Raw genomic sequence first — 20,113 nt, forward strand, 5'->3', positions numbered from 1 at the left:
TGAGTTTTGGCAAAAAAGAAAATTGTGGTTTACCCAGCAGTGTTTAACCAAGATCCACAAACCGGTCAGCTGACGATTAGTTTTCCGGATGTTCCGGGTGCTCTGAGTCAAGCGGACGACCTGGGCCAAGCCCTGTTGAACGCTAGCGAGGTCTTAGGCCTCATGCTGTATGACGAAAAACAGCTTCCGTCGGCGACGCCCCTTGAGGACGTCCAGGCGGCCTATCCCCACGATTTTGTCCAGTTAACGGCCGTTGATCTGGTCCAGGCGGCTAAGGAAATCACCAAGCCGACGGTGAAAAAGAACACGACCATTCCCTACGACCTCGCCCAGCAGGCCAGTGATCGGGGAGTTAATTTTAGTGCGGTGTTAACCAACGCGCTAAAGGAGCTCTTACAGGACCCTGAGCAAGACTAGGTGCGACGTGGTTAACTTAAAAAGGATGCGGACCCCACCGGTGGGCCGCATCCTTTTGCGTTAGATAGTATTGCGGTGTTCCACGTGAAACACTAGCAGTCGTCTCCGCTGAGCTTAATGCCCCGTTGAAAGGCGTCCAGGACGTCCTGCCCGCGGGCGATTTTGACCGTGCTGTCGAGGAGTTCGGCGTCGTCCTTAAGCAGGATGTTGTGGTGGGCCACGTCGAGGGTCAGGCCGGCGCCGAGAAAGTAGAGATCGTAGTCCGATGACCAGAGCCGTAAGCCTTGGTCGTTCGCGATGGCTACCGGGTAGTCCGGGTCCGGTGCATCGAGCACAATTAACGTGAAGTTGGTGCCGATGGTGCAGGCCCCGCCTTGCAGGGAGTACTTGCCACCACCGTCATCGGCGATCAGCACCAGGTCCTTAGTGGTTAAGTTCTTTTGGTCCAGCACCGCCATGAAGGCGGGCGTGAGTTTAATGGGGGTCATCCGCGTCAATCCTTTCGTGAGTGAAGTTGGGACCAGTTTACCACGAAAAGGGGGAGCGGGTGATTATCCTTTATCTATTAGTTAGTTTTAGTTGACAGAAACTAACTATCGGGATATACTGCATTTAGTTAGTTAACAGATATAAAATCTAACTAAATACAAAACGGGAGTGACCACAACATGACTTATGACTCACAAGCACTATTAACCCTATTTGGTCGGCTGTTTCAACAACGGGCCTTCGTTTCCGCGGCCGTGCGCAGCACCCGCATGAACGAACACGATCCCCAACGTAACTCTAACCAACTCCGACTCCTACACCTGTTAACCGAACACGATCACCTGACCAACTCCGACATCGTCGAAGACCTCGACATCCGGCCCAGCTCCGTCAGCGCGTTAGTATCCAAGCTGGAAGACGCCGGGCTGATCGAGCGCCAGGCGTCACCGGACGACAAACGGGTGGCGTTGATTTCACTGACGGCGGCTGGCCGTAAGTTCCTCGAAACGGCCCACAAGGCCAAGGACGAGTTCTCGGAGGCCCTGTTCACCACGCTTAGCGAGGCGGAACAGGCTCAGTTACGGGACATCCTCCAGAAGCTACTCAAAGATCTCGAAGCCAAGCAACCCAGCGACTGGGCGCAGTCGGCGGACTATCGCGCCTTCATGGAACAGGCTCAGACCCTGCACCGTGGGCACAGCATGCACATGCATGGTGGCCGGGGGCTACACGGCGGGATGGGTCCCAACATGCGCGACCTATTCGGTGACGGGCCCCGGCGACCGCATGATGATTATTAATAATTGTTATTAATAACAAAAGCACCATTTCCTTAACGAAATGGTGCTTTTTTGATAAGACCACGTTCTGTGGGCTCAATTAGTTAAGCCAACCGCCACCGCAACGTGGTCTTACGGCGTTCTGGGGCTACCCGGCGAAAATCGGACAGGTAGATTTCGCGGTGTTGGTAGTCGCCCATCGTGGTTTGGGTGGTTAGCTGATGAGCGGTCAGGTAATCGCGCATCGTGGCAAATGTTCTGCCCTCGGTGTCGAAGGACCCGGTGTGGGTGGCTTGTAAGCAACGCCCCTCGGTGTAGGTCACGAATTGGAGTTGATCGAGGTAGGGGCTGGGGTGTTTGACCCGGGTCCGCGCGATGGCGAGTTGGACTTGTTCGGCGGTTACCTGGTTCGGTTGGCGAAGCATGATGGTGTAGGCCAGGGCGGCCTTGTTCAGGGTCGCGTCGCGCGAACCATCCGTGGTGGTCCAGACGCCCTCCAGCGGGTAGACCGTGTACTCGTAAGGCGTCCCGAATTCACCCTTCTTTAGGGCCATGCGCACCGCGTAGGCCACGGGGTACAGGGCCTGAATCTGCGCGCCAAAGGCCGGTTGATTCGGATCGCCGTGCCCCGTGAGCGTGAGAAAGTGGGCTTGCGGGACGTCGACGACCTGGATGCCTTTGGGCAGGTACAGGTCACGTTCTTGTTTACGCCATTCGTGTTTCATGGATCAGTTCCTCCAATTTTAAATGAATTAAGGTAGGACCACGACTTTGCCCAGGCTCTGCCCGCTTTCCAGGTACCGGTGGGCGTCGGCGGTGTGGGCCAGGTCAAAGACCTTTGCCGGGTGTACGTCGATATGGTGCGTGGTGATGAAGTCCAGCAGGTGTTGCAGCGCGTCGGGCGCCACGTCACCGGAAGAAAAGCCGGTCAGGTAGCGGTTGTTGGGGATGTCGGTAATGGGGTCAAAGTCGTCAATGGTCCATTCACCGCCAAGTTCACCGGTCGAATTCACGATGCCAAATTCGTTAAGGCGTTGGAGGGAATCGCGGATAGCTTTGCCCCCAATCAGGTCCACGATTTTATCGAAAGTGCCGCTACTGGTCGGCAGGTCGAGGGGGTCTGGCGTGACCAGCACCTCAGTAAAACCTAGCGCTTCGAGGGCGGCAACCTTTTTCGCCGACCGGGTTGTTCCCACGATCGCGGCCTGGGGGGCCAGGGCGCGGATCAACTTAAAGGCCGCGACGCCGACGCCGCTGGTGGCCGCGCGAATCAGCACCCGGTCGTGCGGTTGAATGCGCAGACTGGTCACGATGCCGAACGCCGTGTAGAAGGTCTCAGGGACCGCCGCCAAGTCGGCCCAGTCGAGGGTGGTGTGGACCGGGTAGATTTGGTCGTTCGGCAGGAGGACGGCTTCCGCGTAGCCCCCGTCGACGGCCCGGCCCATTTCACCCATGATGGACACCACGGTTTGGCCCACGGAAAATCGATCGGGGGCTGACGTGGCCGCCACGGTTCCCACGGCTTCGATACCTAGAATCCGGGGGAAGGTGACCGACGGCGAGAAGCCCTTGCGTGTAAAGATCTCGGAGTGGTTGACCCCGAAACCACGCACCGTGATCAACGTCCAACCGGGTTTGACGGTCGGCGTGGGCACGTCGGTATACTCGAGCACTTCCGGTCCGCCCAGATGACGCACAACGATAGCTTTCATCAAAAACGACCTCCTTAATGTTAGCTTCACTATAGCATATTCTTCCGTTGACAAGGTCGGCCAGACGGCTTATGTTACCAATAAAAAGGAGTTGAGAGCCATGCCACAGGTTTACTTTCTATGTACCGGCAACTCGTGTCGCAGCCAAATGGCCGAAGGGTTTGTCCGTCAGTTATTAGGGCCCACTTGGCGAGTCGCTAGTGCTGGGGTTGAAACGCACGGGCTGAATCCGCGGGCTGTCCAGGTAATGGCCGAGGCGGGCCTCGACATCTCGGCGCAAACGTCCAAATTGATTGATCCGGATTACCTGGCGCACTGCGATTTGGTGGTGACGCTGTGTGGGGATGCGCGCGACCGCTGCCCCGTAACGCCGACCAGCGTGCGCAAGGTCCACTGGCCGCTGGCGGACCCGGCGCAGGCTTCGGGCAGTGCGGCCCAGCAGTTGGCCGTCTTTCGGCAGGTCCGTGACCAGATTCGCCAACGGGTTGAGCACTTGGCCCAAACGCTAAACTAACCCCAAATCGACCGGACCCCTCAGCGCGAGGGGTTCGGTCGATTTGGCATTAGACGTTTAACATTTTTTGCGCAAATTCTTTAACTAACTGGACCTGGTTGTCTTTCAAGATCCCGCCGGAACTGCCCAGGATCTTCATCCCTTTGCCGCCCATGACCTGGTGGAAGTGGCCGATCACCGGGATGCCCTTTTCCTCGGCCAGCTTGGTCAACGCTTTGTCGGTCACGGCTTCGGGACCGCCCGAGGTGGTGAAGAAGGCGATACGCTTGATCTTAGCGGGGTCCAGGCCCGCCATGAAGGCCGAGGCGCTTTTGTCGGGCCGCATGAAATAGGTCCCACCGCCCAAGAAGAGAAGGTCGGCCGCCTCGACGGGCGTCTTGACGTCTTCCGCCGGTACACCGGCGACGGCGGCAATCTCCTTAGCGAACGCTTCGGTGTTCCCGTTGCGTGTTTGATAACGAATAGCTACTGTCATTGAAAACCCCTCCGTTTCGAGTCGATAGGTTTAGTATAAGCTATTGTGAAACCGATTACAAAGAAGCGCCCGACTTTGGTCATTGACCGTCATGGTCGCCCATCAAAAAATAATTTCGAATTTAACGAAGTTCTGATAATAAATTATTTATAAGTCGAACAAATGGCCAAAAACAGAATACATACCTATACTGAATATGAATGGGGATAATTAAAGGAGGAGCACGATGAGAATTAAACAATGGCTATTTTTAGGCAGTTTAGGGGTAGCTCTAATGGGAGTAGGATTAGTGGCAACACCGGTGACGGTGGCTTCTGCTAAGGCTAACCGAACGCTTAGAACGTTTCCTAAATCTATCCGGGGGACTTGGTATACTTACAATAATCACCATTATTATCGGGTAAAAATTACCGCGAAACAGATGATTTCAGCGGGGACCACCCAACGACTACATTCACGAAAAAATGTCTACTTTACCGGGAAACCGTGGGCTAAACGAGTACATCCTAGTTGGATTATTGCGGCCCATGCTTATTACCAAGATGAAGATTGGATTTGGACGTATGGTTGGTACCAAGGTGCCGGCGCTGGAAATTACTATATGCGAACCAGTAATTATCTAGAGGGGAAGTATCATCCAGCCTTGCAATTAGCAAGTGGGGCTGGGATTTGGACGGATGGCTACGCGTATCATACGAAGCACCTTGCCCGGCACTATTCGAATGCGCATTTTGAAGGGGATCGCTACCGGCCTAATAATTAAAGGACTTCTGACCAGATGAATTAACGGTCAGAAATCCTTTAATTAGTGCTTACTAGATGATGTTTGATACCGCTGAAGCCACTCAACGTAGTGATTTTCCCGCTCAATGGCGTATTCCAAGATGAGGTAGTGCCCAAAAGCCGCGTCGATGGCGGCTTGGTTAGGGAAGACCTCTCGCTGCCGCTGCTGTAGGTGCGCAAGCTGTTCGGCGTGGAGTTGCGTTTGTTCCCGTAACATGGGGCCCAGTCGCGGGTCGTTGGCCGATTTGATGAAGTACAGTTTCAAAATAAACTCGTCCTTGGTGGCGGTGAGTTCCGGTGACGGCTCGCTGACCCAAGCGGCGAGCTTTTTTTGTCCCTGAGCGGTCAACTGGTAAACCTTTTTGGCGAGTTTTTCGCCGGCGATTTGGTCCTGGTGGGTGATGTCGCCGGCCGTTTCCAACCGCTGGAGTTGGGGGTAGATCTGGCTGTGGCTGGCCTGCCAGAGTTCACCGATTTCGTGTTCGAAGGCCTTAGTCAAGTCGTAACCGGTCTGGTCCTGCTGACTGAGAAGACCCAGAATAATGTATTGGAGTCGATTCCGTTGTCCGATGATGTCCACCTCCTTAAGCCTCATTCGGCCGTTCTGCTCTTCCCCATTGAACCAGTTTCCGTCAAAAAGTTCAAGATAATCCTTGACTCTGCCGCGACTGAGATTTATAGTAATCATCGTAAATTAAAACATGTAATTAATGACATGTTGAAAAAGAAAGAATTTGAGCACATGGCTGACAAGCAATTTGAAACGTTAGACGATTTTTTGGGGACCCACTTCATTTACACCTACGATAACGGGTGGGAGTATGAATGGTACGCGAAGAACGACCACACCGTGGATTACCGGATTCACGGCGGGATGGTTGCCGGCCGCTGGGTGACGAACCAGGAAGCCGACATTGTGATGTTGGCGCCAGGACTCTACAAGATTTCCTGGACGGAACCAACCGGGACCGACGTGGCGCTGGACTTCCTGCCCAACGAAAAGAAGATGCACGGGACAATTTTCTTCCCCAAGTGGGTTCAGGACCATCCCGAAATCACGGTCACTTACCAAAACGACCACATCGATTTAATGGAGGAATCCCGGGAAAAGTACGCCACTTACCCGAAGCTGGTGGTGCCGGAAATGGCTAACATCACCTACATGGGTGATGCCGGTCAGAACAACGGCGACGTGATCAACGAAGCGCCATACGCGGGGATGCCCGACGATATTCGCGCTGGCAAGTTCTACGACGCCAACTACAAGCGACTGAAGAAATAATCTAGCAGAATAGACGACGGAAGAGTGTGACGCAACGCCATTAAGATCAGTTTTTGAGCCTAAATGGTTGATTGGATCTTAACTTGATTTTTTCAACAATGGTGCTGAAACGTGCGCCCAAGGGCAGTTTGCGCCGCTTAACCCAAAAGAGACCATTATTCCCGCACCTGGAATAATGGTCTCTTTTACGTTAATGCTCACCAACTAAACGCTCTTGGGCGCACTCTAATTTTTAATGCAGTAGGTCTGGAATTTGCGTCAGACTATTAACTTGGTAGGTTGGCGTGGCCACGGCCGTTACCGGTTGAGCCTGCGGGTTGAACCACACACTGTCGAGTCCGGCGTGGTTGGCGCCTTGAATGTCGGCCGTCAGTGAATCGCCAATCACCAGTAAATCGGCCGGGTCGACGTCAGGAAGCTGGGCCTCGACCGTGTCAAAGAAGCGCCGGTCGGGCTTACTGTAACCGACGTCCTCGGCTAAGAACATCTGCTCGAAGAACGGGGCGATTTGGGAGTCGGCCAGTTGCTGGGTTTGCTTAGCGCGGACCTCGTTAGAAATCACGACCAGGTGGTATTCGGGCTTGAGCTGGGTCAAGACCTCGCGCACGTGGGGCATCAGGGCGTGTTCCGCGTAGAATAACCGGCGGAACTGTTGCTCATAGGGCACGCCGTCGACGGTGATGCCGTAGTGGGCGAAGAAGCGGGCGAAGCGGGTGTTAACCAGCTCGTCACGGGTCAGCTTCTTTTGTTCCAGGTCACCCCACATCGCGAATTGCAGGTTGTGCCAGTAGGTGACCTCCTCCGGGCCGAAGTGAAAGGCGAAGGGTAACGTCATCTTACGCAGGGCGTTTTGGGCGTTGGTGTCCGTGTCAAAGAGGGTTTGATCCAGGTCAAACAGTAAAGTCCGATAACTCATTTAAGTACCTCCATCGTTTTGGGTCTCTGCTGTAAAATATAGCACACTTGGCGGGGAAACGGGAATCGACGTAGCGGCGCCAACTCCCCGTTGACAAGCGAAATCGACCTTTGATATACTGCTCAACGCAAAAATTAAGGAGGTTTCGTATGGCCATTTACGACCTAATGCAACTCAGTCCGGGCATCCTGCGGCAGAAGATCCGCGAGGCCCCGGATTGGCCCACTAAATGCCGCTTATTAAGAGCGTTGGTCTTGCGCGACGGCCTATTATTGGGTTTTGCCGTCGCCTACATCGCGGGCTTTACCCAACTCTTCGGCCCGGCCAGCAGTTACATCGGTGTGGCGAGTTTCTGCATCTTACTGAGTGCCCGTTTCGTGAACTACACCTATAACGCGCGAGCCAGTCTGGGCGCCCTGGCGGTGGTCCTGGGGCTGATGTGGGGCAACAGCATACTTCTGCCGCAGCTGGGTGTGGGGGGAGCCGGCGTAGTGAACCTGTTGAGTTTACTGGTGATCCTACGATTGACCACGGCGGCCCCCATCATGGGCAACGGTGGGGTGTACACCTTCGGCTACGTCCTGGTGACGGGCGTCCCGCCAGTGGGGACCGCGGCCGTGACGGGGACCGGGCTGGCTACCCTGACGGCCTACCTCTGTTGTGCCGCGGTATTCTGGAAACACCACCGCCACGCCGACGCCCACCAAGCTCTGTGGTCGGTGGTTCAGCCCCCGCGCTTGACCGACGCGACCTGGCGCTGGCAACTGCGGCTAGCCTGGGCGTCACCGCGGCGTTGATGCTGGGCCAGGCTTTACACCACCAGCGGGCCATGTGGCTGGGGTTTGCCTGTATGTCGGTGTTGTTACCCCAAACCACGCAGCTGCGGGGCCGGGCGGTTCTACGCTTTAGCGGCGTGGTACTCGGGTCGCTGATGTTTGTGCTGGGGACGGCCTGGTTACCGGTCGCTGGTGTGGCCTTGCTGGCACCGTTGGCCGGGTTGGGCTTGGGACTGACGCCCAGTTACTTCTGGGCCAGCATCCTCAACTGTTTCGGGGCGTTGAGCATCGTTTACCTTCAGCTAGGCGTCCCGGCCGCTGCGGGGTTACGAATTATGAATAACGGTCTGGGAATTCTCACGGCCGTGGGCGTTGCTGCCATTGGGGGCCTGTTGGCTCGTCGGTGGCAGCGGTAAAAAAGGGAAACTCGCTCGTCAATCGGACGATTGACGAGCGAGTTTCCCCTTTAATTTGACTAATTAAACGTTGAGTCCGGTACTAAATGGATGAGTCTGGGACAAAAGTCTCAGACTCGTTGGTGTCTCCGAATATTTGGTGTTGAAACGTGCGCCAGAAGGCAGCTGGTTCCGCTTAACCCCGTAAAGTCGCCAGCCAATCCAAGTTCAGGATTGTCCGTCTTACAATGTTAATGCTCACCAGCTAACCGCCTTCTGTCCCACTCTCAACATCAGGTGCGCGCGTCGAACTGGTGACCGCACTTGGGACAAGTGACCCGCACGTGACCGTGGTGGCGTGGAATCCGAATTCGCTGGTGACACTGCGCACAGTGGAAGAAGCGGTAGTGCCAGTGTTGACTGATTTGGTAGGTCAGTCGGCTGAACGGGCGCATCAAAGCGAACCAGAACCGTTGAAAGCCGCGGTTTATCGCGACCTGGCGGTAGATATTATGGGAGAATAACCGCCAATAGCTCACGGCGATGAGGAGCGTGCCCGCTAAGAAGAACCAACCGGCGTATTTCCCCCAGAAACTCAGGATTAAGAGGATGATGGCTAAGCCGTTTAGGACGCGGTTGAGCGTGTCGTTTTGACCATAGCGCCCGATCATGAGCCGTTGCAGGCGCTGGATGAATTTAGAATTAGGCTTCAACTAGAACACCTCCGTTGTTGTGATAATTAATCCTAACATACACCATCGGGTGGGACCAAAGAATCTCGTGTTCCACGTGAAACAAGCTCAATCGAGATGGGCTGTGGGGATGGTGGGACGACTATTGCGTAAATAGGCGGAGGGGGTGATCCCGGTATAGCGTTTGAACATCTTATTGAAGTACGTCACGTTATTAAACCCGACCTGAAAGGCCACGTCCATGATTGATTCGGTCTGGTAGTGCAGCTGGCGTTGGGCCATCTGGATGCGAAACCGGTTAATGAATGCAAACAGGGTTTCGCCCGTTTCTTGCTTGAACAGGTGCGCGAGATGAGTTGGCGTCACACGCACGTTAGCAGCCAGTTCCGCTAACGTGAGATCCTGCTGGTAATGCCGTGAAATAAACTGGATGGTGAGGTTGACCTGGTGGCTGTAACGGTTATCCCGTTGAGCGGCCACGATGTCGCAGTAATGCCGGCAAATCTGGTTGACCAGCTGCTGAAAGGTCTTGGTGGTGATGAGGTCCTCAATCAACCTGGCGTAATGACCGGACACGCGGTCTAAGATGACGGGAGAGATGTGCCCGCGTTCGGCGGCAATCCGGCAGGTGGTGTTGAGGATGTACAAAATATTTTTTTCGGAACGTAGTCGCCGGTTGGGCACCCGGGTCATGAGGGCGTCGAAGCCGGCGGTTTGAAAGATACGATCGCTGATGGTGGTTAGGCCTTCGGGGTCGCCCCGGGTGATGGCGTCGGCTAGCTGGTTCTGTAACTGGTAGCGCTGGGCCAACTCGGCGTCGTTTTCACTCTCCGCGGCGGCAAGATCCAGGCGCAAGGGGAGGACCTTAACGTGGTCGTCGTGTATTTGAATGGGGCGCGGCCCGTTCAGGGCGGTACTGATCACGTTGGCCAGACTCGTGCTAGCCGTTTGGCAAGGTCCCGCAATCAGGTACCCTTGGCACTGCTGGTCGGTAAAAATCCCTAATAGGAGAAAGTCCCCTTGGTCGGTGATGGCCCGCTCGACCAATGTGGCGCGGGTGGGTAACGTGCGAAAGGTCGGTTGGGCCGCTTCGTCACCGCTTAAGAGAACGGTTTGCAGGTGGTGATCGCAGAGACGTAGGGTGACGCCACTGATGCGGGCGAGGTCCTGGATGAGGTGGCGTAAAGCATCGGTTGACATGGGGCACACACTCCTTAAAATACGGCAATCGCAAAATAGGTTGAGAATTCGCAAGTTTGTTAAAGAAAAGGGCTCTCCTATAGTTTATCTTATTTGTAAGCGATTACAAAGCCAAACTAAAATTAGGAGTGATTCTTCATGTTATACCCATTGATGACCGCGACCCGTTCCGTCCTGAGTCTAAACGGAATTTGGTCCTTTAAGATGCAAGCTGCCGGTGAAGACCTCGATGCCACCACCCCGTTGGTAACGGATGACGTCATGGCGGTGCCCGCTTCGTTCAACGACCAAACCGTGAACCAGGACCTGCGGGAACACGACGGTTATTTCTGGTATGAACGTGACTTCACAGTCCCAACAGCCCTACTAACCCAACGCTTAAGCCTGCGCTTTGGGTCCGCGACCCACGAGGCCTGGGTGTTCGTGAACGGTGTGGCGGTGGGGCACCACAAGGGTGGGTTTACCCCGTTTGAATTGCCCATTAACGACGCCGTGCAAGCCGGAACCAACCGCTTGACGGTCAAGTTAAGTAACCTGTTGGACCACACCACGTTGCCCGTGGGGAACTACACCGAAACCCAAGACGCTGACGGCCACACGGTGGCACACGTGGACGAAAACTTCGACTTCTTCAATTATGCGGGGTTGCACCGCAACGTGAACTTGCTGGCGACGCCGTGGAACCGGGTTGAAGACGTGACGGTCACGCCGACGATTGATTTGGCGGCTCGGCACGCCACGGTGGCGATTTCGGTGACGACGACCAAGCCGGCTGGCCAGGTCCGGGTGACCCTGCTCGATGAAGCGGGGACGGTCGTGGGAACCTTAGCCGGGCGTCAGGGGACGGTTGACCTCGACGAGATCCACCTCTGGAAACCGTTGAACGCCTACCTCTACCAGGCCCAGGTTGAGATTCTCGAAGATGACCAGGTCGTGGATAGCTACACGGAACCGTTTGGGATGCGGACCGTAGCCGTCCAGGCGGGGCAATTCTTGATCAACGGCGAACCGTTTTACTTCAAGGGCTTCGGTAAGCACGAAGACTTCTACGTGATTGGCCGGGGGACCAACGAAGCGTTAAACGTCTTGGATCTGAACCTGTTGAAGCGGATGGGCGCGAACTCCTTTAGAACCTCGCATTACCCGTATTCCGAAGAAATGATGCGGTTGTGTGACCGCGAAGGAATCGTGGTAATCGACGAAGTTCCAGCCGTAGGGTTGATGCCAAACTTTAGCTTCGACGTGTCCGGGGCCTTCAACGTGACTGATCCTGATTTCTGGGCGAACCTAGGTACCCGGGAGGCTCACGAACAGGCCTTACACGAAATGATCAGCCGCGATAAGAACCACGCCAGCGTGGTCATCTGGTCGATTGCCAACGAACCGGCGACCTTCTTACCGGGCGCTCACGATTACTTCGAACCGCTCTTCGACCTGGCCCGGAAGTTAGACCCGCAGGAGCGGCCTTGCACCTACATCAACATCATGATGTCGACGCCGGAACGCGACAACTGTTCCGATCTGGCCGACCTATTGACCCTGAACCGTTACTACGGTTGGTACCTGCAAACGGGTGACCTGAAAGCGGCCGCGGCCGCTCAGGAAAAGGAACTCCGGACTTGGCAAGCGAAATACCCGGATAAGCCGATCATGTTTACCGAATTCGGTGCCGATACGGTGGCGGGGATGCACAGTGCCTACAACGAGCCGTTCTCCGAGGAATACCAAGTGGCCTACTACGAGATGAACACGCAGATCTTCGATAAGATCGAGAACTTCGTGGGTGAACAACTCTGGAACTTTGCCGACTTCCAGACCAAATTCGGCATCAACCGGATCCAAGGAAACAAGAAGGGGATCCTGACGCGCTCCCGTGAACCGAAGGCGGCCGCCGTCTGGTTGAGCAAGCGTTGGAACCAGATTCCGAACTTTAACTATAAGAAGTAGGGGGCGACTCACATGCGAAAATCGATTACACACGCAGAAGCTGTGGCCATGCCGGTTACGCCAGCTAAACCGTTTGGTCGGCAAGATAAACTGGGCTACATGTTTGGGGACCTGGGGAACACGTTGACGTTCTCCACGGTCACCACCTTCCTGATGATCTTCTACACTAACGCGTTGGGTGTGTCGGCGGGCATCATCGGGATCCTGTTCCTAGTGGCCCGAATCATCGACGCCTTCGCCGATCTGGGCGTTGGGCGCTTGGTGGACAACAGTTCGCTACATGCTGATGGTCGCTTCCATCCCTGGATTCGTCGGATGAAGTACCCCTTATTTCTATTCTCGATTCTCCTGTTCCTCCCGGGGGTCAGTGGTCTACCGATGGGACTGAAAATTGGGTACATCTCCGTGACCTACATTGCCTGGGGAATCCTGTACTCGACGGTGAACATTCCGTACGGATCCATGGCCTCCGCCATCTCTAACGACCCGGCCGATAAGACGTCATTGTCGACCTTCCGGAGTATCGGGGCCGCCGTGGGGACCTTGCTGGTCAGCTACTTTGTGCCCATGTTCATGTACGCCAAGGGGTCTCAGCAGATTTCGTCGACCCGCTTATTCATCATCGTGATGATTTGTGCGGCCGCCGGGGTCGTGGCCTACACGTTACTGGGCCGGATGACCACGGAACGGGTGCGGACCGAGAAGAGTGAGAACATTCCGTTAAAGGTGATCGGACAGAAATTACTGACGGATAAGGCGCTGATCGTTTTGGTGGTTATTGACGTGTTGGTTTGTGTGGGCTTATTCTCCTACTCCGCGTTGGTGTCGTACCTGTTTAACGATTACTTCAAGGACAAAGGGGCCATGGCACTGGCCATGGTATCCATGTCGATGGCCACCTTCCTGCTGGCGCCCTTTGCCAACAAGCTTTACCGCCGGTTCGGTCGGAAGGAAATTACGGAAAGTTTCCTGGCCTTTGGTGCGTTGATGTTTGGGGTTTTGCTGGTCGTACACACCCACAGTGTGACGGTGTACCTGGTGCTGGCCTTCTTTGCGGCGTTAGGGATGGGGATGTTCAACCTGATGGTTTGGGCCTTCATTACCGACGTGATCGATAATCAGCAAGCCCAAACGGGAATTCGAGAAGACGGTGTGGTCTACGGCGTGAACTCGTTTGCCCGGAAGGTGGCCCAGGCACTCGCCGGTGGGGTCGCCGGGTTGCTACTGTCCTTCATTGGCTACAAGACCTCCACGAGTGGTGGGGTACTGCAGACCGAAGCGGTCAATAATGGGATCTACCAACTTTCCGTGGGAATTCCCGCGGTCTGCCTCGGCTTAGGGGCCATCATCATGTTCTTCTGGTACCCACTCAACAAGCAAAAGGTGGATGAAAACGCCAAAGCTTTAAAAGCAATGGACCAAGATTAATATAATTGATAAGCTCTAAGCTTAATTCTGATTCATGATGAGTGATTTATAAGGCTTAACTCATGAAATTTACTTCCTAAATTCAAAGGGGCTAGCCGGGGTTGTGGCTGGCCTTTTTGAGCGTTCCCCGTATTTTGCGGTAAAATGGGGAATAATTAGTCATCCAGGAGGTTTTTATCATGCCAACCGTTGCCAGTATCAAGCAAGCCATCAAGGACGACCCGGCCAACGCCGAGTTCACCGCCAAGGGCTGGGACCCGCTCTTTCACGTCTTACCCAGTGCGACCATCTTAGTGATTAGTCAGGCGCCAGGTCGCATCGCCCAGGACACCGCGACCTATTTCAACGACGCCAGCGGCAAACGCCTGCGTGAATGGATGGGCGTCACCCGCGAGGAGTTCTACGATAGCGATAAGGTAGCCGTGATGCCGCTGGACTTCTACTATCCGGGAAAGGGCAAGAGCGGTGACCTGCCGCCGCGCAAGGGCTTTGCCGAAAAGTGGCACGAACCGCTGTTGGCGCAAATGCCTAACGTCCAACTGAAATTATTGGTGGGGCAGTACGCCATTAAGTACTACCTGGGTCGCGAGCGCTACAAGACCCTGACCGCTACGGTGCAGCACTATACCGACTACCTGCCGGAGTTCTTCCCGTTGGTCCACCCGTCGCCGTTGAACTACGGGTGGCAGAAACGTAACCCGTGGTTCCAGACCGACGTGGTGCCGGACTTACAGGCCCGCGTGCGCAAGGCCTTTGACTAGAATCAGAACTGAAAAAATGACGAGTCCAGCTCATTTCCCGGCTGGACTCGTCATTTTGAATTTTAAAGTGGGTTTAGGCCCGGTGCCAAGCGGCGTAGCCCATGGTCGGGAAGAGGCCGACCAACCGGTTGATCTGCTCGCGGCTGAACTGAAATTCGATGGCGGGCAACAGGGTGTTGATCACGTCCGGTGCCTGGTCGCTGATCTCGGTGACGCCCACTAGGTGACCCTGGGCGTCGTGAATCTGGGTACTCTTCACGAGGGGTTCGCGGTCGATGCGGTAGTACCAGTAGGTTTCCAAGTCGTTGTGGGTGATGGTCAACCCTCGTTGCTGGGCTTCATTGACCGTGACGCCGGCCTGCGCGATTCGTGGTGAGGTGAAGACCACCGACGGGATCACCGGAAAATCAATGGGTGCGGTGGTCTGGCCGGTAAACAGCTGGGTGAGGTATTTCGATTCGAAGGTCGCGGTCGGGGTCAGCTTGGGCTGGTCGCTGGCAATCACGTCGCCGGCCGCATAAATGTTGGGTACCGTGGTCTGTAAATGGTCGTTGACCGCGATGCCGTGACGGTCGAACTGCACGCCCACGGTTTCCAGGCCTAAATCATCGAGGTGGGGGACCCGCCCCGTGGCGTCTAAGATCCAGTCGGTCGTGAGGTGTTGGTGGTCGCCGTAATCCACACCGTACCCCGGCTGGTCGCAGGTGAAGGCCTGCACGTTGGCGTTAGCGATGAAGGTGATGCCCCGCCGTTTGAGGTCGGCGACCACTAGTTGAACGTAGGGTTGGTAGAAGTGGCGCAACACCGTGTCGCCGTGCAAGAGGATGGTCACGGCGGCCCCGGCCGCGTTGGCGATGGTGGCGAACTCCAGGCTGATGTAACCACTGCCCACGATGGTCAGGTGGGCCGGTAAGTGGTCTAAGTCGAGAAAGTCGTGGCTATCGTGGGCGAGCTCGCTGCCCGGAATGGCCAGGCGGTGGGGCACCAACCCGGTCGCGATGACGATCTTTTCGGCAGTGACGGCGCGGGTTCCGTCGATGGTCACGGTGTGGGCGTCCTTGAACTTTGCGTTTCCGGTGATAACGGTAGCCCCGTGACTGGTGAGTTTGTCGATGAGTTCTTGGGGCTGGGGGTCGATGACGGCCCGTTTATGCGCCTGACTCTGGGCCCAGTTCATGGTCAACGGGCCGTCGACGATTTGGCCGACCCGGGCCCGTTCGCGGGTCAATTTCACGGCTTCGTCGAGCGTGATCTTGGCGTTACAGCCGTAGTTGGTACAGGTCCCACCCATTAAGTCACGTTCGACCACGGCGACCCGTTGTCCACTGGCGGCCAGTGGTGCGGCACCATCGTGAGCGGCGTGCCCGCCGCCAATGTATAAGACATCGTAATCGTAAGTCATCAATGATTCCTCCTCGTGGTATTTTATAGGATAAACGTACCGAAAATAATCCCCCAACGCAACCATTTAGCCTGTTACGGCCTGCAAAAAAACGCCACGGCAATTCTGCCGTGACGCGCGAAACTCAGAAGAAGAGATAATAAATACCGCTTAACCCGATGAAGCCGTAGATCCATTTTTTGATGGTGTCTCCGTCCAGCCGGGTCAACAAGCGTGCCGCCAGCATGGTGCCCAGACTGGCGGCGACCATTCCCACCAGAATGTAGGGGATATCGTGGACTGTTAAGATCCCGTTGGCCACCCGGACGCTAGCGATGTAGAAGGTGTCGATCAGGAAGAACCCCTGAATGTTGCCGATGTATTCCGGCATGGACTTGGACAACGAGAGGTAGTAGAGCGCCATCAGGGGTCCACCGATGCCGAACAACCCGTTGAAAAAGCCGGAGATGATCATGAAACTACCGGCGATATACCAGGGGTAGCGGTGCGCCCCGGCGTTTTTGGCGAACGTGAAGTATAGGCTTAACGCCACTAACAAGCCACCTAACATCATTCGCAGCAGGTGGGTGTCGAGTACGTGGCCTAAATGGACCGACCAGGTGGCCACCGTGGCGTAGATTAGAAACGGCACGATGAGACGTTTGAGCTGAACGTGGTGGCGGTAGCGGATGGTCAGCCCCAAAACGCTGGTAAGCATGATGACGCCACCGATGCCGGCGGCCTACGCGATGGGCAGGATCGTCGGGAAGAAAATCATCATGATGATGACCGCCCCGAAGCCGGTCAGGCCTTGAACCAGACCGGCGAATAAGGCGGGAAATGCAATTAACGCCCAGGTCACGATACCCGGCCTCCTTTTTTCTGAAGTGTTGTCTCTAGTGTGGGGGACGGGTGGATTTCTGTCAACGGGCGGTCAGCGGGACGTGAGTACGCCGTGCAAAAAAATCGGCCGTTCTCTTGACTTAGAGTCGACTCTAACGCTTACACTGAATGAGCTTGATTCAGCGATTGACGACTCCCCCGGGCAGGTCTGCCCCGTTGATCGCTGGGTTGTAGTCCATTTTGAGGATCGATAACAACCGATCACTTGTTGCACTTAAAAAGGACGCCGATTGCGGCGTCCTTTTTGGTTACCGGTCGAGGTGCCCCAAGTCTTGGGGGTCCGCCCCGTCGGCGACCAGTTGGTTGAATTTTTCGCGCAAGGCCGGGTCGGTCTGTGTGGTGTCCGGCAGGTAGTTGACGGTCTCCGTCCCTGCTTGAATGGCGCGCTTGTAGTACCACTTCTTCCAGCGCAGGAAGTCCATGGTGTGTTGGAGCGCCGCCATTTTTTCTTCGAGGGCCTGTTCCTGCTCGGCCAGGAAGTCGTACCGTTCGTCGAGCGTCCGGTCACCGGCCAGACATAAATCGATGAACGTGCCGATTTGTTTGACCGGTAAGCCGGCCTCCTTTAGGCAACTGATGGTTTCTAAATAGTTGAAGTCGGCGTCCTTGAAGACGCGCCGACCCGCGGCGTTGCGGTCGACGAAGGGGAGTAAGCCTTCCTTGTCGTAATAGCGCAGGGTGTACGTACTGATGTCGAGGCGTTTGGCCACCTGACCAATGGAATAGGGCATGGGATTACCTACTTTCTAGACTTAAAGTTAAGTCTAACTATAATTGTTTGTTTAAAATTTCGCAACTGTTTCCGCCGGGCGCGGGGACCGCACGCGGTATAATGGGGGCATTCACACTGACGAAAGAGGGCATTCCATGATTGAAGAAACGCAACGGGTGCGGGTGCGCAACCTGGTCGAAAGTGACCTGGCGGACTACCAACGCATCCTGGCCTACCCCGTGATGGCCACGGCGAACGGCACCACTAGTAGTACGGCGCCCGACCTGCTCGCCTACTGGTTCGAAAAGGATCGTCACAGTCCCTACGCCTTTGCGGTAATCGACCGGATCGAACACCACTTTATCGGCGCCATTCTCTATTATCCGCACCAGAACCAGCCGGCCGTTTACGACCTGGGGTACTTCCTGGAGCCGAACGCCTGGGGCCACGGCTACATGGCCGAGGCGGTCCGGGAGAGTTGGACGTTAATCCGCCGAGAAGGGGGCCTTCTGACCGACTTGTACGCGGATTGCCTGCCAGATAATCACCAATCGCAGCGGGTTTTAGCCAAGTTGGACTTTCAGCCGGTGGCGCCAACCAGTGACGTGGCAAGCGACCAGGACCCGGCCGAGGCACTGTGGTTCAAACGTTCGTTTAGCTCGGCTACCAGGGAGGCGAGCTCCCATGTTTAACTACCTCAAAACCTTTCGCTTGGTGTACGAGACCCGGAGTTTTTCGCTAACGGCCACCCAACTTTTCGTGACCCAACCGACCATTTCCCACCAAATCAAACAACTGGAAGCCCAACTGGGCGTGCAGCTCTTTCACCGCAGTGGCAATCACGACGTTGAACCCACCGCGGCGGCACAAATCCTGTACGCCGATTCAACTCAGCTATTGGCCACGTGGCAGGCCACGACCCGTAAGCTAGAAGCCACCACCCAGCAGAAGTCGTTGATGGTGGTCTTGGGCGCCTCACAGACGATTGCGCTGACCCTCTTGCCGGATCTGATTCCGCAGTTACACGCGCAGTTCCCCCAGGCGGCGTTACGCATCAAGATGATGAATTCCCAACAGGTCTTACAACAGCTCCAAGCCCACCAACTCCAAATCGGGTTGATCGAAAAACCGGTGGTGGCAAACGGCATCGAACGGGTGGCGGTGATGCATGACCAACTGGTGCGTATCGGCGAAGACACGGGCATCTGGTTGACCCGTGAGCGGGGGTCGGGGACCTATCAATACACCCACCAGTACCTGCAGGAAGCGGGCATTGTGCCTCAACAACTGATTGAAATTGACAACGTCAACCTGATCTTGTCCCTGGTCCAACGGGGGATGGGGCAAACGGTGGTCTCCCAACGCCTGGTTCCCGCGGGCGTCACGGCGCACCCGCTAGGCGCTCATTTCGACCGGCAATTTTACCTACTATCGAATCAGGCCGACGTGGTATTGGACAGCCAGTTGCGCGCGGTTTATCAGGCCCTTCAATCAATATTGACGACCGATTAGGACCTATGGTAGATTGTAAAATTAATCCGAACGCTGTTCGGACAAAAAAGATCAGCTTCCTTTAAAATGGTGTTTACCACAAACCCATCTTTTAGGAGCTGATCTTTTGTCTAGTATAACCTATTCCGAACGAATTAAAATCGAAACCTTTTGTGAACTAGGGCTGTCCAATATCCAAATGGGCGTTCGGCTGAACCGATCACCGTCAACAATTTCTTATGAATTATCTCGATGTCAACCTTATCAGGCTGAATTAGCACAAACAGATGCCGAATACAAGCGATCACGATGTGGTCGGAAAACTAAGCTGAGCGATGAGTTAAAGCAAAAAATTCTCAACCATTTACGTCTAAGCTGGTCACCAGGAATGATTGCTCACGAATTTAAACTAGCTACTAAATCTATTTATAATTGGCTAAATCAGGGGAGAATTGATTTCTCCTTGAATGATCTACCTGAACATGGCGTACGCCAACGGCGTAACGTTGACCAACGATCCAAATATAATCAATCTTTGGGGCGATCAATTGAACAGCGTCCCATGATGATTAATCAACGTAATCGCATCGGCGATTTTGAACTAGATACAGTCGTTGGTCCTCGTGGGCATAGTAAGGCAGTTTTATTAACTTTAATCGATCGAAAATCACGGTTCCTTTGGGCATACCGGTTAAAAGATCGAACGACAGCGAGTGTTAATGAAGCACTGACTAAGTTCCTAACAACTTTTAATGGACCGGTGCACAGTTTTACTGTGGACCGTGGTACTGAGTTTAGTGGGCTAGTATCATTTGAATCACAATATGGTATTAAGACCTATTACTGTCATGCTTATACGCCAGCTGAACGTGGTAGTAATGAACGCTTTAATCGGAATTTACGTTATTTTTATCCTAAGGGGACTCGTTTTGAGCACATTAGTGCTCAAGATTTAACGACGACGTTACTCCAAATTAACCAGCGACCGCTTAAAATACTCGACTGGGAAACACCGTATCAGGTTATGCTGACCAATTTGTCCAAAAATTCGGATTAAATT

General features: G+C 54.9%; 23 protein-coding genes and 1 pseudogene. 13 read left to right on the forward strand and 11 right to left on the reverse strand.

The window, feature by feature from the left end; genetic code table 11:
- Positions 1–6 precede the first annotated feature (6 nt).
- Positions 7–417: a type II toxin-antitoxin system HicB family antitoxin gene (locus tag RI501_RS01690; protein WP_313820056.1), complete on the forward strand. Its 411-nt coding sequence runs from the start codon at positions 7–9 to the stop codon at positions 415–417.
- 92 nt (positions 418–509) lie between these two features.
- On the opposite strand, the gene RI501_RS01695 is transcribed toward RI501_RS01690, so the two are convergent.
- Positions 510–905 (reverse strand): iron-sulfur cluster biosynthesis family protein, encoded by a 396-nt coding sequence (locus tag RI501_RS01695; protein WP_313820057.1) that lies wholly within the window; start codon positions 903–905, stop codon positions 510–512.
- A 180-nt stretch (positions 906–1,085) separates the two neighbouring features.
- On the opposite strand from RI501_RS01695, the gene RI501_RS01700 reads away from it, so the two are divergent.
- Complete coding sequence (locus RI501_RS01700; RefSeq protein ID WP_313820058.1) at positions 1,086–1,706, forward strand: MarR family winged helix-turn-helix transcriptional regulator; 621 nt, start codon at positions 1,086–1,088, stop codon at positions 1,704–1,706.
- Between the two features lie 83 nt (positions 1,707–1,789).
- Here RI501_RS01700 and RI501_RS01705 read toward each other — a convergent pair whose 3' ends face one another.
- Together RI501_RS01705 and RI501_RS01710 are read right to left on the reverse strand one after the other, a co-directional pair.
- Positions 1,790–2,410 (reverse strand): GyrI-like domain-containing protein, encoded by a 621-nt coding sequence (locus RI501_RS01705; protein ID WP_313820059.1) that lies wholly within the window; start codon positions 2,408–2,410, stop codon positions 1,790–1,792.
- Between the two features lie 27 nt (positions 2,411–2,437).
- A complete protein-coding gene (locus tag RI501_RS01710) occupies positions 2,438–3,397 on the reverse strand; it encodes a zinc-binding dehydrogenase (RefSeq protein WP_313820060.1) in 960 nt (319 codons plus the stop codon).
- A gap of 100 nt (positions 3,398–3,497) precedes the next feature.
- Here RI501_RS01710 and arsC point away from each other — a divergent pair, with 100 nt between their 5' ends.
- Complete coding sequence (arsC, locus tag RI501_RS01715) at positions 3,498–3,911, forward strand: arsenate reductase (thioredoxin) (RefSeq protein ID WP_313820061.1); 414 nt, start codon at positions 3,498–3,500, stop codon at positions 3,909–3,911.
- Between the two features lie 49 nt (positions 3,912–3,960).
- Here the strand turns inward: arsC and RI501_RS01720 are convergent, their stop codons facing one another.
- Complete coding sequence (locus tag RI501_RS01720) at positions 3,961–4,386, reverse strand: flavodoxin family protein (RefSeq protein WP_313820062.1); 426 nt, start codon at positions 4,384–4,386, stop codon at positions 3,961–3,963.
- Positions 4,387–4,612: 226 nt separating this feature from the next.
- On the opposite strand from RI501_RS01720, the gene RI501_RS01725 reads away from it, so the two are divergent.
- The gene (locus RI501_RS01725; RefSeq protein WP_313820063.1) at positions 4,613–5,149 is read left to right on the forward strand and encodes a hypothetical protein; all 537 of its coding nucleotides are present in this window, start codon (positions 4,613–4,615) and stop codon (positions 5,147–5,149) included.
- A 42-nt stretch (positions 5,150–5,191) separates the two neighbouring features.
- Here RI501_RS01725 and RI501_RS01730 read toward each other — a convergent pair whose 3' ends face one another.
- The gene (locus RI501_RS01730) at positions 5,192–5,740 is read right to left on the reverse strand and encodes a PadR family transcriptional regulator (RefSeq protein ID WP_313823110.1); all 549 of its coding nucleotides are present in this window, start codon (positions 5,738–5,740) and stop codon (positions 5,192–5,194) included.
- Positions 5,741–5,911: 171 nt separating this feature from the next.
- Between RI501_RS01730 and RI501_RS01735 the strand changes: the two genes are divergently transcribed.
- Positions 5,912–6,451: a phenolic acid decarboxylase gene (locus tag RI501_RS01735; protein WP_313820064.1), complete on the forward strand. Its 540-nt coding sequence runs from the start codon at positions 5,912–5,914 to the stop codon at positions 6,449–6,451.
- 232 nt (positions 6,452–6,683) lie between these two features.
- Here the strand turns inward: RI501_RS01735 and RI501_RS01740 are convergent, their stop codons facing one another.
- Positions 6,684–7,367, reverse strand: a complete 684-nt coding sequence (locus RI501_RS01740; RefSeq protein WP_313820065.1) for a YjjG family noncanonical pyrimidine nucleotidase — start codon at positions 7,365–7,367, stop codon at positions 6,684–6,686.
- Positions 7,368–7,516: 149 nt separating this feature from the next.
- Here RI501_RS01740 and RI501_RS01745 point away from each other — a divergent pair, with 149 nt between their 5' ends.
- On the forward strand, positions 7,517–8,164 hold the full coding sequence (locus tag RI501_RS01745; RefSeq protein WP_313820066.1) for a hypothetical protein: 648 nt from the start codon (positions 7,517–7,519) through the stop codon (positions 8,162–8,164).
- Positions 8,165–8,217: 53 nt separating this feature from the next.
- Positions 8,218–8,559: an FUSC family protein gene (locus RI501_RS01750; protein WP_313820067.1), complete on the forward strand. Its 342-nt coding sequence runs from the start codon at positions 8,218–8,220 to the stop codon at positions 8,557–8,559.
- A gap of 272 nt (positions 8,560–8,831) precedes the next feature.
- Here RI501_RS01750 and RI501_RS01755 read toward each other — a convergent pair whose 3' ends face one another.
- A complete protein-coding gene (locus tag RI501_RS01755; protein ID WP_313820068.1) occupies positions 8,832–9,251 on the reverse strand; it encodes a Zn-Finger Containing protein in 420 nt (139 codons plus the stop codon).
- Positions 9,252–9,338: 87 nt separating this feature from the next.
- Entirely contained in the window at positions 9,339–10,430 is a 1,092-nt protein-coding gene (locus RI501_RS01760) for a helix-turn-helix transcriptional regulator (protein WP_313820069.1), read from the reverse strand.
- A 138-nt stretch (positions 10,431–10,568) separates the two neighbouring features.
- On the opposite strand from RI501_RS01760, the gene uidA reads away from it, so the two are divergent.
- The 3 genes from uidA to RI501_RS01775 all read left to right on the forward strand — a co-directional run bounded on the left by uidA (position 10,569) and on the right by RI501_RS01775 (position 14,566).
- A complete protein-coding gene (uidA, locus tag RI501_RS01765) occupies positions 10,569–12,377 on the forward strand; it encodes a beta-glucuronidase (protein WP_313820070.1) in 1,809 nt (602 codons plus the stop codon).
- A 12-nt stretch (positions 12,378–12,389) separates the two neighbouring features.
- Complete coding sequence (locus RI501_RS01770; RefSeq protein WP_313820071.1) at positions 12,390–13,805, forward strand: MFS transporter; 1,416 nt, start codon at positions 12,390–12,392, stop codon at positions 13,803–13,805.
- 179 nt (positions 13,806–13,984) lie between these two features.
- Positions 13,985–14,566 carry a uracil-DNA glycosylase family protein gene (locus RI501_RS01775; RefSeq protein ID WP_313820072.1) on the forward strand — a complete coding sequence of 194 codons (582 nt, stop codon included), beginning with the start codon at positions 13,985–13,987 and terminating at the stop codon, positions 14,564–14,566.
- Between the two features lie 73 nt (positions 14,567–14,639).
- Here the strand turns inward: RI501_RS01775 and RI501_RS01780 are convergent, their stop codons facing one another.
- From RI501_RS01780 to RI501_RS01790, 3 genes and pseudogenes are all read right to left on the reverse strand, one after another.
- Complete coding sequence (locus tag RI501_RS01780; RefSeq protein ID WP_313820073.1) at positions 14,640–15,968, reverse strand: dihydrolipoyl dehydrogenase family protein; 1,329 nt, start codon at positions 15,966–15,968, stop codon at positions 14,640–14,642.
- 124 nt (positions 15,969–16,092) lie between these two features.
- Positions 16,093–16,809, reverse strand: a pseudogene (locus tag RI501_RS01785) (sulfite exporter TauE/SafE family protein).
- Between the two features lie 289 nt (positions 16,810–17,098).
- On the reverse strand, positions 17,099–17,581 hold the full coding sequence (locus tag RI501_RS01790) for a MerR family transcriptional regulator (RefSeq protein ID WP_057730363.1): 483 nt from the start codon (positions 17,579–17,581) through the stop codon (positions 17,099–17,101).
- Positions 17,582–17,717: 136 nt separating this feature from the next.
- Between RI501_RS01790 and RI501_RS01795 the strand changes: the two genes are divergently transcribed.
- The 3 genes from RI501_RS01795 (at position 17,718) to RI501_RS01805 (ending at position 20,110) form a co-directional block, all read left to right on the forward strand.
- The gene (locus RI501_RS01795; RefSeq protein WP_313820074.1) at positions 17,718–18,254 is read left to right on the forward strand and encodes a GNAT family N-acetyltransferase; all 537 of its coding nucleotides are present in this window, start codon (positions 17,718–17,720) and stop codon (positions 18,252–18,254) included.
- Positions 18,247–19,074 carry a LysR family transcriptional regulator gene (locus RI501_RS01800; RefSeq protein ID WP_313820075.1) on the forward strand — a complete coding sequence of 276 codons (828 nt, stop codon included), beginning with the start codon at positions 18,247–18,249 and terminating at the stop codon, positions 19,072–19,074. Before RI501_RS01795 ends, RI501_RS01800 begins: the two co-directional genes overlap by 8 nt.
- 106 nt (positions 19,075–19,180) lie before the next feature.
- Complete coding sequence (locus tag RI501_RS01805) at positions 19,181–20,110, forward strand: IS30-like element ISLpl1 family transposase (RefSeq protein WP_313820076.1); 930 nt, start codon at positions 19,181–19,183, stop codon at positions 20,108–20,110.
- Positions 20,111–20,113 lie beyond the last annotated feature (3 nt).

Origin of the sequence: Levilactobacillus zymae, from assembly GCF_032190635.1 — a bacterium.
In the GTDB taxonomy this organism is placed as follows: domain Bacteria; phylum Bacillota; class Bacilli; order Lactobacillales; family Lactobacillaceae; genus Levilactobacillus; species Levilactobacillus zymae_A.

Coding starts and splice junctions, on each gene's coding strand:
- RI501_RS01695 (WP_313820057.1), bottom strand. CDS start 905: ATGACCCCCATTAAACTCACGCCCGCCTTCATGGCGGTGCTGGACCAA.
- RI501_RS01700 (WP_313820058.1), top strand. CDS start 1,086: ATGACTTATGACTCACAAGCACTATTAACCCTATTTGGTCGGCTGTTT.
- RI501_RS01705 (WP_313820059.1), bottom strand. CDS start 2,410: ATGAAACACGAATGGCGTAAACAAGAACGTGACCTGTACCTGCCCAAA.
- RI501_RS01710 (WP_313820060.1), bottom strand. CDS start 3,397: ATGAAAGCTATCGTTGTGCGTCATCTGGGCGGACCGGAAGTGCTCGAG.
- arsC (WP_313820061.1), top strand. CDS start 3,498: ATGCCACAGGTTTACTTTCTATGTACCGGCAACTCGTGTCGCAGCCAA.
- RI501_RS01720 (WP_313820062.1), bottom strand. CDS start 4,386: ATGACAGTAGCTATTCGTTATCAAACACGCAACGGGAACACCGAAGCG.
- RI501_RS01725 (WP_313820063.1), top strand. CDS start 4,613: ATGAGAATTAAACAATGGCTATTTTTAGGCAGTTTAGGGGTAGCTCTA.
- RI501_RS01735 (WP_313820064.1), top strand. CDS start 5,912: ATGGCTGACAAGCAATTTGAAACGTTAGACGATTTTTTGGGGACCCAC.
- RI501_RS01740 (WP_313820065.1), bottom strand. CDS start 7,367: ATGAGTTATCGGACTTTACTGTTTGACCTGGATCAAACCCTCTTTGAC.
- RI501_RS01745 (WP_313820066.1), top strand. CDS start 7,517: ATGGCCATTTACGACCTAATGCAACTCAGTCCGGGCATCCTGCGGCAG.
- RI501_RS01750 (WP_313820067.1), top strand. CDS start 8,218: ATGTCGGTGTTGTTACCCCAAACCACGCAGCTGCGGGGCCGGGCGGTT.
- RI501_RS01760 (WP_313820069.1), bottom strand. CDS start 10,430: ATGTCAACCGATGCTTTACGCCACCTCATCCAGGACCTCGCCCGCATC.
- uidA (WP_313820070.1), top strand. CDS start 10,569: ATGTTATACCCATTGATGACCGCGACCCGTTCCGTCCTGAGTCTAAAC.
- RI501_RS01770 (WP_313820071.1), top strand. CDS start 12,390: ATGCGAAAATCGATTACACACGCAGAAGCTGTGGCCATGCCGGTTACG.
- RI501_RS01775 (WP_313820072.1), top strand. CDS start 13,985: ATGCCAACCGTTGCCAGTATCAAGCAAGCCATCAAGGACGACCCGGCC.
- RI501_RS01780 (WP_313820073.1), bottom strand. CDS start 15,968: ATGACTTACGATTACGATGTCTTATACATTGGCGGCGGGCACGCCGCT.
- RI501_RS01790 (WP_057730363.1), bottom strand. CDS start 17,581: ATGCCCTATTCCATTGGTCAGGTGGCCAAACGCCTCGACATCAGTACG.
- RI501_RS01795 (WP_313820074.1), top strand. CDS start 17,718: ATGATTGAAGAAACGCAACGGGTGCGGGTGCGCAACCTGGTCGAAAGT.
- RI501_RS01800 (WP_313820075.1), top strand. CDS start 18,247: ATGTTTAACTACCTCAAAACCTTTCGCTTGGTGTACGAGACCCGGAGT.